The 12,371-nt window shown below is 70.1% G+C and carries 14 protein-coding genes; 4 read left to right on the forward strand and 10 right to left on the reverse strand.

All coding sequences use genetic code 11. The features are described from left to right. Positions 1-10 precede the first annotated feature (10 nt). From ACFVXC_RS09525 to ACFVXC_RS09565, 9 genes are all read right to left on the reverse strand, one after another. Positions 11-943, reverse strand: coding sequence for a hypothetical protein (locus ACFVXC_RS09525; protein ID WP_389903318.1), 933 nt, complete (start codon positions 941-943; stop codon positions 11-13). A gap of 182 nt (positions 944-1,125) precedes the next feature. After that, positions 1,126-1,485, reverse strand: a complete 360-nt coding sequence (locus ACFVXC_RS09530; RefSeq protein ID WP_389903320.1) for a GntR family transcriptional regulator — start codon at positions 1,483-1,485, stop codon at positions 1,126-1,128. A 4-nt stretch (positions 1,486-1,489) separates the two neighbouring features. Beyond that, the gene (locus ACFVXC_RS09535; protein WP_389903322.1) at positions 1,490-2,530 is read right to left on the reverse strand and encodes a DUF1648 domain-containing protein; all 1,041 of its coding nucleotides are present in this window, start codon (positions 2,528-2,530) and stop codon (positions 1,490-1,492) included. Between the two features lie 27 nt (positions 2,531-2,557). Further along, positions 2,558-2,683 (reverse strand): hypothetical protein, encoded by a 126-nt coding sequence (locus tag ACFVXC_RS09540; protein ID WP_389903325.1) that lies wholly within the window; start codon positions 2,681-2,683, stop codon positions 2,558-2,560. Positions 2,684-2,951: 268 nt separating this feature from the next. Continuing rightward, positions 2,952-3,602, reverse strand: coding sequence for a dihydrofolate reductase family protein (locus ACFVXC_RS09545; RefSeq protein WP_389903328.1), 651 nt, complete (start codon positions 3,600-3,602; stop codon positions 2,952-2,954). Between the two features lie 86 nt (positions 3,603-3,688). Further along, entirely contained in the window at positions 3,689-4,453 is a 765-nt protein-coding gene (locus tag ACFVXC_RS09550; RefSeq protein ID WP_389903331.1) for an ANTAR domain-containing protein, read from the reverse strand. Positions 4,454-4,516: 63 nt separating this feature from the next. Next, positions 4,517-5,167 (reverse strand): GNAT family N-acetyltransferase, encoded by a 651-nt coding sequence (locus ACFVXC_RS09555; protein WP_389903333.1) that lies wholly within the window; start codon positions 5,165-5,167, stop codon positions 4,517-4,519. A gap of 312 nt (positions 5,168-5,479) precedes the next feature. Further along, on the reverse strand, positions 5,480-6,634 hold the full coding sequence (locus ACFVXC_RS09560; protein ID WP_389903336.1) for a family 2 encapsulin nanocompartment cargo protein polyprenyl transferase: 1,155 nt from the start codon (positions 6,632-6,634) through the stop codon (positions 5,480-5,482). Positions 6,635-6,730: 96 nt separating this feature from the next. After that, a complete protein-coding gene (locus tag ACFVXC_RS09565; RefSeq protein ID WP_389903338.1) occupies positions 6,731-8,137 on the reverse strand; it encodes a family 2B encapsulin nanocompartment shell protein in 1,407 nt (468 codons plus the stop codon). A 243-nt stretch (positions 8,138-8,380) separates the two neighbouring features. Between ACFVXC_RS09565 and ACFVXC_RS09570 the strand changes: the two genes are divergently transcribed. The 3 genes from ACFVXC_RS09570 to ACFVXC_RS09580 all read left to right on the forward strand — a co-directional run bounded on the left by ACFVXC_RS09570 (position 8,381) and on the right by ACFVXC_RS09580 (position 10,354). Continuing rightward, positions 8,381-8,629, forward strand: coding sequence for a hypothetical protein (locus ACFVXC_RS09570; protein WP_389903340.1), 249 nt, complete (start codon positions 8,381-8,383; stop codon positions 8,627-8,629). Between the two features lie 138 nt (positions 8,630-8,767). Beyond that, entirely contained in the window at positions 8,768-9,358 is a 591-nt protein-coding gene (locus ACFVXC_RS09575; RefSeq protein ID WP_389903342.1) for an N-acetylmuramoyl-L-alanine amidase, read from the forward strand. 48 nt (positions 9,359-9,406) lie between these two features. Continuing rightward, on the forward strand, positions 9,407-10,354 hold the full coding sequence (locus ACFVXC_RS09580; protein ID WP_389903344.1) for a 1-aminocyclopropane-1-carboxylate deaminase/D-cysteine desulfhydrase: 948 nt from the start codon (positions 9,407-9,409) through the stop codon (positions 10,352-10,354). On the opposite strand, the gene ACFVXC_RS09585 is transcribed toward ACFVXC_RS09580, so the two are convergent. Beyond that, positions 10,333-11,931, reverse strand: coding sequence for a Na+/H+ antiporter (locus tag ACFVXC_RS09585; protein ID WP_389903346.1), 1,599 nt, complete (start codon positions 11,929-11,931; stop codon positions 10,333-10,335). The genes ACFVXC_RS09580 and ACFVXC_RS09585 overlap by 22 nt on opposite strands. A gap of 46 nt (positions 11,932-11,977) precedes the next feature. Between ACFVXC_RS09585 and ACFVXC_RS09590 the strand changes: the two genes are divergently transcribed. Beyond that, positions 11,978-12,238 carry a UBP-type zinc finger domain-containing protein gene (locus tag ACFVXC_RS09590; protein ID WP_389903347.1) on the forward strand — a complete coding sequence of 87 codons (261 nt, stop codon included), beginning with the start codon at positions 11,978-11,980 and terminating at the stop codon, positions 12,236-12,238. Positions 12,239-12,371 lie beyond the last annotated feature (133 nt).

Here is a 12,371-nt window from a genome sequence, read left to right on the forward strand (position 1 = left end):
CGGGCGGGCGCTACTTCTCGCCGAGCGCCCGCTTCACGTTGGCCCGCACCCGGGCCTGGTCCGCGCGCACGCCGTCGTACGCGTCCTTGTGGCGGGCCACATCGGCGCGCTGCTTCTCCCGGCGCACCACCCACCACACACCGGCCGTGTTGTGCTCCCGCTTGCACTCGACGTCGGCGGTCGCCGTGGCCAGCTCCTCCTCGGTCCGGTCGGTATTGCCGCCGTGGTCGTTCCCGCGGCCCCACGCCTTGTCCCCGAACGCGTCGCTCGGGGTCTCGTAGCGCTTGACGCCCTTGCTCTCCAAGCACTCGGACCAGGTGTCGAGGGCCTCACGCACCCGCTCATCCCCGGCAACCGCCTTGTCCAGGCTCTGGCGCCGCCGTGGGACGTACGTATACATACGCGTCTTGTCCTGTACGCCTTCGGTGAGACGGTCGGCGCCCCTGCTCGCACAGCCGTCGGCGGGCTTGCCGCGCCATCCGTCAAGTGCCTTCTGCTCCCGCGCCGTGACGGCGCGCCCCTCGGACTGCGCGGAATCGGCCAAGGGCCGCTCCGGGTCCCAGCCGTAGCCCCAGCGGCGGGCGCTGTCGAGGTCGAGCGGCCCGTACGGATACGACGACATCGCCACCGCGGTCATCTCAAACGAATTCGCCATCTTCGGCGACGCCGGATAGCGGGGAAAGTCCTCGAAGCCGAGCTTGCGCATGCAGCTCTGCGTCACGCGCGCCTGCGCCTCCGTGTGACGCCGGATGTCGCGCGTACTGGCCTCGTAGCGGTCCAGGGGCAGTGCGGGGAGGTCCTTCTCCTCCTTCACGGAGGGCACAGCGGGCAGACCGGGATCACCGGGGTCACCCGGGCCTCCCCCGGAGAACTCGGCCCCGCATCCCGCGAGCCCCACCGCCACCAGCCCCGCCACCAGCCCCGCCACAGCCCACCGGGTCATCCCCCGCAGCCTCATCAGTCCGTCCCCTCCCCATGCGCCTCACAGACCGGAACCGTCGGACCATACATCCCGCCCGACTTCCGCCAGCAGGGATACGCGGCCGAGATACGTCGAGGTCCGCTTGCGCACGGAGAGCGTGGCCGGTTCCCACGGCCCCCGCGAGGTCTGCGTACACATCGCACTCATGCCTTCAGCGCCGTGTCCACCAGCGAACGCACCTCGTCCCCCGAGAGCCCAAGCTCCAGCGCGTCGGCGACGAACACGCGCACCCGCTCCCCCAGTTGGGCCCGCGCCTGCGCCGCCGCGCCATCCACGACCGTCGCGCCGCGCCCCCGCCGGAGCTCGATCAGGCCCTCCTCGCGCAGGCGCTGGTAACCACGCAGCACCGTATGGACGTTGACCCCGAGGGAGTCGGCCAGCATGCGCGCGGCGGGCAGCCGTTCGCCCGGCCGCGCCGAGCCGTCGGCGACGGCGCGGCGCGCGCAGGCGGCGATCTGGTCGGCGAGGGGCACCGACGACGTCGCGTCGATCCGGAACAGCATGTCGTCAGCGCCGCCCGTCCTGGGGCGAGGCCTCGCGCTCCACCAGTGCGTTGAGGAGCGCGGCGGCCGTCGCCGAGTCCTCCACGGTGACGGCGAAGTCGTTGCCGTTCGCCCGCCGCACGACCAGCGCCTCGCCCGACCGCATGATGATGCCGGAACGTCCGGGGACGATGCGGTAACCCCAGCCCCCGTAGTCCGCGAAGGCGCTGATCTGCCGGCTGTCCGCGCGTTCTATGCGGTCGAGACGCAGCCGGATGCGCGGCCACGGCACCAGTCCCGGCGACACCATGAGCCCCCGCCGGTCCACGGTGACGCAGGCCCGCGCGAAGGCGGCGATCAGGAGTCCGGAGACGAGCATGGTCAGCGGCGCCAGCCAGCCGTCATCCGTCAGCCACGCGGTGACGATGCCCGCGACCGCCATCGAGACGCCCATCCCGCTCAGCATCCACGAGCCCGTCCGCCGTACCCACCCGGCGACCTCGTCACGCCCCAAGTCGATCTGCCCGGCGTCCACTTGGCCGTCCGCTCCGAGCGGCGAACGCGCATCGGGCAGCGGCACGCACCACGAGAGCGCCGCCCCGAAGCCCGCCGCGAGGGCGGCGACTCCGGCCGCGACAGCGAGGTGCCACAGGGGGAACACAGGCGCCTCGCCGTCGGCGGTGCCACGGTTGGCCACGAGGCTCGCACCCATCGGCCAGGCCAGGAACGCGGAGGTCGCGTACACACCGGCGAGCAGCCCGCGCAGTCCGCGCCGATAGGTGGCGAAGTCGCTCCTCAGCGCGAAGAAGACACTGATCGCGCCGAGCACGACGAACGTCCCGACGAGCATCGCGAGGAATCCGCCGTGCCCGACATAGCCGTCCGCCTGCCCGTCGCCGCCGAAGTGCCGGGCCAGCCGATCGGGCAGTTGATCACGAACGGTCACATACACAGCCAGGTCGGCGACGAGTCCGAGCACGAAGGGGAGCGCGGCGAGCAGCGCGACGCGGGCGCCCCCGGGGGCACGAACGTCACGGGCGCCGCGACGGGGTGAGTGATCAGCCATAGCCATAAAACCTCCATTGTTTGCATCTTAGTAGAACAATGAAGATGTAGGGAGGCGCATCGACTCGATCGCGTCGACGACCAGCGTGTCCGGGCCGATCGCGGCACCGGACGCGGCACCGGACGCGGCCTTGTCGCCCACGGCGGGGCGCATGGCACGGGCGGGGGGCCCGCACAGGGACGAACACTCCGAGCACCTTGCGCCACTTGATGGCGGCTTGGTGGCGGCGGCTTGGTGGCGGCTTGATGGCGGTGGCGACAGTCCGTCCACAGCTCGCGCACACCGGCTCGCTCCGCGGGCGGGGGCCGGACCGGCGCCCATCCCGTCGGCGCCCATCACATCGGCGCCCATCCCGTCGGCGCCGATGCGGCCAGGACATGGCGGGCGGCGCGGGCCGGACAACCCGACCGCCGCCCAGTCGTCAGCGCTTTCGGCGGTACGTCCGCACGACGACGCCGTTCCCGAAGACCCGGGACGCTTCCAGCGTGAACTCGCTGATCACACTCTCCACACCCGGCCCGGAACCCACCCCCGGCCCGGAACCCGCACCCGCACCCGCACCCGCACCCGCACCCGCACCGAACATCGGCATGCCGGTCCCCAGAAGCACCGGGTACGTCTTGATGACCAGCTCGTCGACCTCGTCCCGCAGCTCCCCCGCGATCCTCGAACCACCGCACAGCCAGATGTCGAACTCGCTGTCCTCCTGCTTGAGTTCGCGGATCCTTCCGACCACATCGCCGGGGATGATCTCGACGTTCGGGTCGGGCGACTTGTCGAGGGTGCTGGACGCCACGTACTCGCGCAGGTGCCCGTACGGACTCGTGATGTCGGCGTCCAGGGCGAGCCGGTAGCTGCCCCGGCCCTGGACGACCGTGTCGAAGTGCTTGTTCTCCACGCCTTCGAGACCGAGCATCCGGCGGCCCTCGGTCGGGACGGTCTCCGGGTATTCCGTCTTGAGGAACTCCAGGAACTCCTCGTCCACGAACGGCATGAACGATCCCCCGTCGCCGCTCCGGTCACCGATGAAGCCGTCGATCGACACGGCGACGAAGTAGATGAGCTTGCGCACGGAGTCTCCTGACTCGGGTCGGCCGCTTCTTCATGCTCACGGGAGCGAAGCCGCGCCACGCCCCCTCGGGTCCGGACCGGCCCGCGTCACACCCGGCGGATGCCCTCCGTGTCGAGCTCCCCCGCCACCACCTGCCGCGCGCACTCCGCGAGCCGCAGCCGGTTCGCCCTCGCATGCCGCCGCAGCGCCACGAAGGCGTCGTCGACCGTGCACTTCCACCGCTCGGCGAGCACCCCCTTCGCCTGCTCGATGGCGATCCGGCTGGTGAGGGCCTCCTGCAACTGACCGCGCTCCACCTCGCTGCGTTCCAGGGAACGCCGCTGGAGTATCGCGATCGTGGCGACATCCGCGAGGGCCTGCGCGAGCGCGATGTCGTCGGGGCCGAGGAACTGCGGCTTCGCCTGGAACAGATTCAGCGTGCCGAGGATCTGATCGCCCTGTTGCAGGGGAAGCACCTGTGTCATCCCGTAGCCCGCCGCCAACGCGCGTGACGCGAACTGCGGCCAGGTGGTGGTCGCTTCGAGTCCGCTGAGGGCGATGTTCGTGTGCGCTGTGCCGGAGCGGTAGCAGTCAAGGCACGGTCCCTCTTCCTGCTGCAGGGCAAACAGGTCGAGCACCCATGCGTGCTCACCGGACGCGGCGACGAGCCGCAACTCGCCCTTCGGGTCCGCCAACAGGACGCCCACCGACGAGACGCCAAGCAGTTCCACGCAGCGAACGGCCAGGCTCTGCAGAAACTCGGCGACGTCGAAATCGCCGTTCAAGGAGTCGGCCACCTCCACGAACGCCTCCGCCAGAAGTCGTTCGCGGGATGTGTCGCCGGGCACGTCACGGATCAGTTCGTGGGACATGAGCTCGCCCCCCTCATTTGTGTCTGCTGACAACACACCAGTGCTGCGACAACTTTATGCGCATCAGCCGGTGTTGCCACAGTCCATGGCGAAAAGCCGGGGCTCCCGCCACATCGGCCACAAGTGCGGGCCGTCCGGCAGATCGATGGTGTTTCCAGTGAAGTGGAAGCCCAGCCGTCTGTACAGCTCACGGCTGCGGCTGTTGCTCGCTTCCAGATAGGCGTGCAGGCCCTCCCGGTCGCACCGTTCGAGCACGGCTTCGATCAGCGCCGAGCCGAGCCCCTCGCCCTGCCGCTCGGGGCTCACACCGATCATGTGCAGATACTGGTGGGCCCGGTCGGTCGGGTGCGCCTCACCGGTCATCCGGCCGATCTCCTCGATCCGCGCGTTGTCCGGGTCGACGGCCTCGCGGAGCTGCGCGGGCCCTTCTTCCCCGTCCTCGCCCTCGCTCTCGTCCTTGCCCTCGCCCTCGTCCTCGCCCGCCGGGACGGACCACCACAGGGCGACGGCCGTGCCGTCCTCCGTGATGTCGACGAACCCCTGGCTCAGCGCGAGGTCGAGGAAGGCCTCCATGAGAGCGCCGTGCGTGCTGCGGCGATGACCCTCGTCGGGGAAGACCCAGCTGCTCACCGGATCGTTCAAGAACGCCTCGTCGAGCAACCGGACCACGTCCGCTCTGTCGCGCTCCCCCGCCCTCCGGATCGCTATGCCCACTGCCCGCCCCTTTGCCCCTCGATCACGCTCAACCGCGTTCGCCGCCCCGCCGGTCAACTCGTTGGCAGCCTAGGCGATCGGGGCCGGGCACACGGGCGAGCCCCGCACCCTGACCGGATCTCGGCGGAGCGCGGAGCTCGTCGGCTCTGTGCGACGTTCCTGTTCAGCACGTCTTGTCGGGCAGATCCCTTCTTCGCACATTCAGGGGGAGTATCTCCGGGCCTACCCCTACACACCGATACGCCCCGCACGCACCCGTACGCACTCATACGCACTCATACGCACTCATACGCACTTGCATACCTCGTACGTTCAGTGCGTACGCCGCGTCACGAACTCCGCGAGCGCCAGCAGGCCGCCCGCCTCCTCCGGGACCGGCACCGCGCGGGAGAGCTGGTTGAGCGCGCGGGACATCCGGTCGGCCGCGTGCATCAGCGCCCAGTCCCTGCCGCCCGCCGCCTCGACGGCATGCGCCATGCGCTCCAGGTCACCGTCCTTCTCGGGCTCGGTCGGCGGCCGTCCGTACAACTCGGCCAGTTCGGCGGCCGCCGGAGCGCCGGAGGCCAGCGCCGCGACCACCGGCAGAGACTTCTTGCGGGCCGCGAGATCGGCGCGGGCGGGCTTGCCGGTGTGTCCCGGATCGCCCCAGATGCCGATCACATCGTCTATGAGCTGGAAGGCGAGGCCCGCCTCGCGGCCGAACCCGTCGAGCGCCTCCACCACACTCCACTCCGCGCCCGCGTACAGCGCACCCAGCGCACAGGCGCAGCCGAGCAGCGCCCCCGTCTTGGCCTCGGCCATGGCGAGGCACTCGTCGAGCGTGACCTCGTCGGGCTCACGCCGTTCGAGGGCGCAGTCCGCCTGCTGGCCCGCGCAGAGCTCCACCACACAGGCGGCGAGCCGGGCCGCCGCCGCCGGGGCCCTTGGGTGCGGGTCCTCGGCGAGCAGCTGCTGCGCGCGTGCCTGGAGGGCGTCACCGGCCAGGATCGCGTCGGGTTCACCGAACACGGTCCATGCGGTGGGCCGGTGCCTGCGGGTGGTGTCGCGGTCGATGATGTCGTCGTGCAGCAGGGTGAAGTTGTGCGTCAACTCCACTGCCGCCGCGGCCCGGACAGCCATGGCCTGCTCCCCGCCGAGCGCCCGCACAGCGGCGAGCACCAGCGCAGGCCTGATCGCCTTGCCCGCGTTCCCGGCCGCCGGTGCGCCGTCCGCGTGCTCCCAGCCGAAGTGGTAGCGCGCGATGCGGCGCATCGCTCCGGGCAGCGAGTCGACCGCCCGGCGCAGCTCGGGGTCGACGCACACCCGCACCGACGCGAGGATCTCCGCCGCTTCGGACGCTTCGTAGCCTTCATCGCCATAGCGCTCGTCGTGCTCGTCGTGCTCCTTGCGCTCTTCGGTGAGCCCCTGCTCGGCGGGGCCCCGCCCCATCTGCGTCATCTCCGTCATGTCCGTCGTCGTGTCCGTCATGGACTCACCCCGGGGAGGATCCGGACGGTGGCGTTTCCTGGGCCTGCGGGCGCGTACGGAAGGTGTCTACCCGGCGGCGCGCCCACAGACACCGGCTCACTGCCAGCGGCCGATCTCGACGTTCTCCAGGACGCCCAGGGCGTCCGGCACCAACACGGCCGCGGAGTAGTACGTCGACACGAGGTACGAGATGATCGCCTGCTCGCTGATCCCCATGAAGCGCACGGACAGGCTCGGCTCGATCTCGTCCGGGATGCCGGTCTGGTGCAGGCCCACGACGCCCTGCTCCTCCTCGCCCGTACGCATGCAGATGATCGAGGTCGTGCGGGCATCGCTGACCGGGATCTTGTTGCACGGGAAGATCGGCACCCCGCGCCAGGTGGGGATGCGGTGGCCTCCCATGTCGATGGTCTCCGGCACGAGCCCGCGCTTGTTGAGCTCGCGGCCGAACGCGGAGATCGCGCGCGGGTGGGCCAGGAAGAGCTTCGATCCCCGCCTGCGGCTGAGCAGTTCGTCCATGTCGTCCGGACTCGGCACGCCGTCGTGCGGCTGCAGCCGCTGGTCGTACTCGCAGTTGTTGAGCAGCCCGAACTCGCGGTTGTTGATCAGCTCGTGCTCCTGGCGCTCCTTGAGCGCCTCGACCGTCAGCCGCAACTGCTGCTCGGTCTGGTTCATCGGCTGGTTGTAGAGGTCGGCCACGCGCGTGTGGACGCGCAGGACGGTCTGGGCGACGCTCAGTTCGTACTCGCGCGGCGCGGCGTCGTAGTCGACGTAGGTGCCCGGCAGTACGGCTTCGCCGACGTGTCCGGCGGAGAGGTCGATGGGCGCCTCGCCGAACTTGTTCATCCGCTGGGCCGGGATGGACCGCAGTCGCTGCAGGTGCTCGCGCAGGGAATCCGTGCGCTCCGCGACCTGCTCCAGGTCCTGGCGGGGCAGTGTGAGCACGGTGCACGCGGTCACCGCGCGCGTCGTGTACTCCCAGATGGCCTCCGGGTCGAGCAGTGCCTGCTCGCCGAAGTAGGAACCGTCGGCGAGGGTGCCGAGGATCGTGTCGTCTCCGTAGGGACCGGTGCCGATCTTCTCGACCCTGCCGTGCGCGAGCAGGAACACCTCGTCGGCCTGGCTGCCGAAGGAGGTGATGACCGAGCCGGCGGCGAACTCCCGCTGCTGGCAGCGCTGGGCCAGCTCCCCCAGAACATCCGTGTCCCCGTACTCCCGCAGGACCGGCAGCTCGCCGAGCTCGGCGGGGATGACCTGCACGCGGTCTCCGGTCTTCACGAACGTCACCCGGCCGTCGCCGACCGCGTAACTCAACCTCCGGTTCACTCGATACGTACCGCCCTGCACCTGCACCCACGGCAGCGTCCGCAGGAGCCAGCGGGAGCTGATCTCCTGCATCTGCGGCGCGGACTTGGTGGTGGTGGCCAGATTCCGTGCGGCTGATGTGCCCAAGCTCTGTTGCGGCTCGGACTGCTCCGCACGGACCTCTTCGCCTACCGACATTGGCTATGCCCTCCCGATCAAGCACTGATCTGCGCCGACAACACTTCCAGCACGGAGAGTGCGGGCGCCATTACACAAAAGAGGGGGAATGGATCACGCGGGACGGGGCACTCGCCCGCGTACCAGGAGGCGGGGCCCCGGCGACGGGGAACTCCAAGATCCGTGCACCCGTTGAACAGGACACACGACCGGTAGCCTCTGTACCGATATGCACCAATCCGCACCAATCCGTAGGAGACGGCAATGGCAGGCTTCCTGGATCGCGCCAAGGAACAGGCGCAGCGCGGACTCACCCAGGGCAAGCAGAAGATCGACGAGGTCCAGGCGCAGCGCACGGGCGGCGATCTCCTGAAGAAGCTGGGCGCGGCGTACTACGCCCAGCAGCACGGCACGGGCACCCCCCAGGACACCCAGCAGGCCCTGCAGGCCCTGGAGGCCCACATCGCCACGAACGGCGACGCGTTCCTGCACGGCGGCGACCAGCGCGGCTGACCGCTTCGGCTCGCACGGTGCCCGAACAGTCATGGAATTGTTCCAAACGGCTGGTCCGGGCACCGTGGTTCGGGGTAAAAGCGGACGTACGAGATGGTCCGCGACCGGCGGCCGTCGCGCTCCGCAAAGGAGTCGGCCATGGCCCCACCCATGTCCGCGGGCAGCTTCCTCGACGCTCTCAAGGGCGAAGGGGTGACGGTCGTCGAAGTCGGCGACTGGCGTCACCACAACCGCAACCACAAGGGGCCGTGGGGCCCCGTGCACGGCGTCATGATCCACCACACGGTCACATCGGGCAGCGAGCGGACGGTGGAGATCTGTCGCGACGGGCACCCATCACTGCCCGGTCCGCTCTGTCACGGCGTCATCACCAAGGACGGCCGCGTCCACCTCGTCGGGTACGGCCGCGCCAACCACGCGGGCATGGGCGACGACGACGTCCTGCGCGCGGTCATCGCCGAGAGAGCTCTCCCGCACGACAACGAATCGAACACCGACGGAAACCCTCACTTCTACGGCTTCGAGTGCGAGAACCTCGGCGACGGCGAGGATCCCTGGCCCGCGGCGCAACTGGAGGCGATCGAGAAGGTCTCGGCGGCCATCTGCCGCCACCACGGGTGGACCCAGCGCTCCGTGATCGGCCACCTGGAATGGCAGCCGGGCAAGGTGGATCCCAAGGGCTTCACCATGAAGAGCATGCGGGGGCGCATCGAGGAGCGCCTCAAGTAGGCACACCGCGGCCGTGCCGACCGGTGCGGCGCCGGGCAGAATGGCGGGGTGAGCACCACCCCGCCGACAAGACCGCGCACGCGGCTCCCGTCCCCGCTCGAAGAGCTCCGGGACGACCGGTTCGCGCGGCACGGCGTCACTCTCACCCTCAAGCGGGACGACCTGATCCACCCGGATCTGCCGGGCAACAAGTACCGCAAACTCTTCCTGAACCTGGACGCCGCCGTCGCAGCGGGCCACGAAGCCCTGCTGACCTTCGGCGGCGCCTACTCCAACCACCTCAGGGCGACCGCCGCGGCGGGCCGCCTCCTCGGCATGGGCACCATCGGCATGGTCCGCGGCGACGAACTCGCCAACCGCCCCCTGAACCCGTCACTGGCGCAGTGCGCGGCCGACGGAATGCGCCTGCACTTCATCGACCGGTCGACCTACCGCAGGAAGACCGATCCGGAGGTCCTGGCCGCCCTCCTGCGTGCGACAGGCGCCAGGAACCCCTACGTCATCCCCGAAGGGGGCAGCAACTCCCTTGCCGTACAGGGCTGCACGGCCCTGGGCGAGGAGCTGCGCGGCCGCACCCACACGGCGGCCGTGGCCTGCGGCACCGGTGGCACCCTCGCCGGACTGGCCGCGGGCCTCGCCCCCGGCCAGCGCGCGCTCGGCATACCCGTACTCAAGGGCGGCTTCCTCGGCCCCGAGATACGGGCACTGCAACAGCGGGCCCTCGGCGCCCCCACCGCCAACTGGCAGCTTGACGAACGCTTCCACTTCGGCGGCTACGCCCGTACGCCCCCCGAACTCACCTCGTTCGCGAACGACTTCGAGGACCGGCACGGCCTCCCCGTGGAGCGCGTCTACGTGGCCAAGCTCCTGTACGCGCTGACGGCCCTCTCCGAAGAGGGCGCCTTCGCCCCCGGCACCAGGGTCACGGCTGTGATCACCGCGACGGATCCCGGGCCCCCCGCGGCTCGGCCGTCTCAGTCCTCGACCTCCCGGTAGGCCGCCGCCTCCTCCAGGTCCAGCTTCCGCAGCAGGGTCCGCATCATCTCGTCGTCGATGCGCCGCTCGTCCCGCATCTTCACGAACACCTCCCGCTCCACGGCGATCGCCTCCCTGGTGAGCCTGCGGTACGTGCCGTCCACGGACTCCCCCGTCACCGGGTTGGACTGACCGAGCCTCTCCCACACGGAGTTGCGGCGTCGCTCCAGGACGGTCCGCAGACGGTCCTGGAGGGGCTGCGGGAGGCGATTGCGCTCGTCCTCCATGAGTTCGTCCACCCGCCGCTCCGCGGCCTGCGAGGCGGCGTTCTGCGCCTGCGCCTCCGCGAGCGTCTCCGCCTGCGTGTCCCGGCCGGGCAGCTTCAGGACCCGGATCAGCCACGGCAGCGAGAGCCCCTGCACGACCAGCGTGCCGATCACGGTGGTGAAGGTCAGGAACAGGACGAGGTTGCGCGCGGGGAACGGCTCCCCGTCGTCCATGACCAGCGGGATCGAGAAGGCGATCGCCAGCGACACCACACCGCGCATCCCGGCCCAGCTGACGATCAGCGGCCGCCGCCAGTCCATGTCGCGCTCCCGCTCCTTGATGCGCTTGGACAGCATCCGCGGCAGGTAGGTGGCCGGATACGACCACGCGAAGCGCGCGAGCACCACGAAGAAGAAGACCCCCAGCGCGTACCAGGCGGCCTGTACGCCGCCGTACTCGCCGAGCCCCTTGAGCACGAGCGGCAGTTGCAGGCCGATGAGCGCGAAGACGGCCGACTCCAGGATGAACGCGACCACCTTCCACACGGCGGCCTCCTGGAGCCGTGTCTCGAAGTCGACCTCCCAGGAGCGGTGTCCGAGGAACAGCGCGACGACGACCACGGCGAGCACTCCGGAGGCGCCGACCTGCTCGGCTGCCGCGTACGCGACGAAGGGGATCAGCAAGGAGAGGGTGTTCTGCAGCATCGCCTCCTTCACGTGCCGGCGCAGCCAGTGGATCGGCACCATGAGGATCAGCCCGACACCCACCCCGCCGACCGAGGCCACCAGGAACTCCCAGATCCCGCCCGCCCAGCTCGCGCCCTCGCCGACCGCCGCCGCCAGGGCGACCTTGTAGGCGGTGATCGCGGTCGCGTCGTTCACCAGGGACTCGCCCTGCAGGATCGTGGTGATCCGCGAAGGCAGTCCCACCTTCCGCGCGACGGCCGTGGCCGCGACCGCGTCCGGCGGCGCGATCACCGCGCCGAGGACCAGCGCGGCGGTCAGCGACAGATCGGGGATCAGCAGATACGCGAGCCAGCCGACGGCGACGGTCGCGAACAGCGTGTACCCGACCGAGAGCAGCGCCACGGGCCTGAGGTTGGCGCGCAGATCGAGGTACGAGCTCTCCAGGGCCGCGGTGTGCAGCAGGGGCGGAAGAATGAGCGGCAGCACGACGTGCGGGTCCAGGTGATAGTCCGGGACTCCGGGCACGTACGCGGCGACCAGTCCCACCGCGACGAGCAGCAGCGGCGCGGGCACAGGCGTCCAGCGTGCGGCTCCCGCCACCGCCGCACTCGCCGCGATCAGTGCCACCAGGGGCAATACGTCCATGGGTCAGGCCCTCCGCGATACGCGTTCCCGTCGTAACCTGGCAATCATGAACGAGTGCCCACATGTGGCAACGCTGCCGCACCCTGAGCCCGCCCCGCTGAGCGAGACCTGCCCGGAGTGTCTCGCCGTCGGCAGTCACCCGGTGCAACTGCGGCTCTGCCTGGACTGCGGGCATGTGGGCTGCTGCGACTCCTCGCCTTTCCGGCACGCGACGGCCCACTTCGAGGCCACCGGACACGCGGTGATGAGGACCTTCGAACCGGGCGAGAGCTGGCGTTGGTGCTTCGTGGACGGTTCGATCGTCTGAGGCCTGGGTACGTCAACCCGACGCCCGTACTCTCCAATTGGGACCGCGCGACCCCTAGCCACTCTCCGTACCCTTAGGCTTACTATGAGTGACAGCAACGGAGCGGGGTCCCCGGGACACGGAACTGGGGAGC

Source organism: Streptomyces sp. NPDC058257, from assembly GCF_042881845.1.
GTDB lineage: Bacteria > Actinomycetota > Actinomycetes > Streptomycetales > Streptomycetaceae > Streptomyces.

Coding starts and splice junctions, on each gene's coding strand:
- ACFVXC_RS09525 (WP_389903318.1), bottom strand. CDS start 943: ATGACCCGGTGGGCTGTGGCGGGGCTGGTGGCGGGGCTGGTGGCGGTG.
- ACFVXC_RS09530 (WP_389903320.1), bottom strand. CDS start 1,485: ATGCTGTTCCGGATCGACGCGACGTCGTCGGTGCCCCTCGCCGACCAG.
- ACFVXC_RS09535 (WP_389903322.1), bottom strand. CDS start 2,530: ATGGCTGATCACTCACCCCGTCGCGGCGCCCGTGACGTTCGTGCCCCC.
- ACFVXC_RS09540 (WP_389903325.1), bottom strand. CDS start 2,683: ATGCGCCCCGCCGTGGGCGACAAGGCCGCGTCCGGTGCCGCGTCCGGT.
- ACFVXC_RS09550 (WP_389903331.1), bottom strand. CDS start 4,453: ATGTCCCACGAACTGATCCGTGACGTGCCCGGCGACACATCCCGCGAA.
- ACFVXC_RS09560 (WP_389903336.1), bottom strand. CDS start 6,634: ATGACGGACACGACGACGGACATGACGGAGATGACGCAGATGGGGCGG.
- ACFVXC_RS09565 (WP_389903338.1), bottom strand. CDS start 8,137: ATGTCGGTAGGCGAAGAGGTCCGTGCGGAGCAGTCCGAGCCGCAACAG.
- ACFVXC_RS09570 (WP_389903340.1), top strand. CDS start 8,381: ATGGCAGGCTTCCTGGATCGCGCCAAGGAACAGGCGCAGCGCGGACTC.
- ACFVXC_RS09575 (WP_389903342.1), top strand. CDS start 8,768: ATGGCCCCACCCATGTCCGCGGGCAGCTTCCTCGACGCTCTCAAGGGC.
- ACFVXC_RS09585 (WP_389903346.1), bottom strand. CDS start 11,931: ATGGACGTATTGCCCCTGGTGGCACTGATCGCGGCGAGTGCGGCGGTG.
- ACFVXC_RS09590 (WP_389903347.1), top strand. CDS start 11,978: ATGAACGAGTGCCCACATGTGGCAACGCTGCCGCACCCTGAGCCCGCC.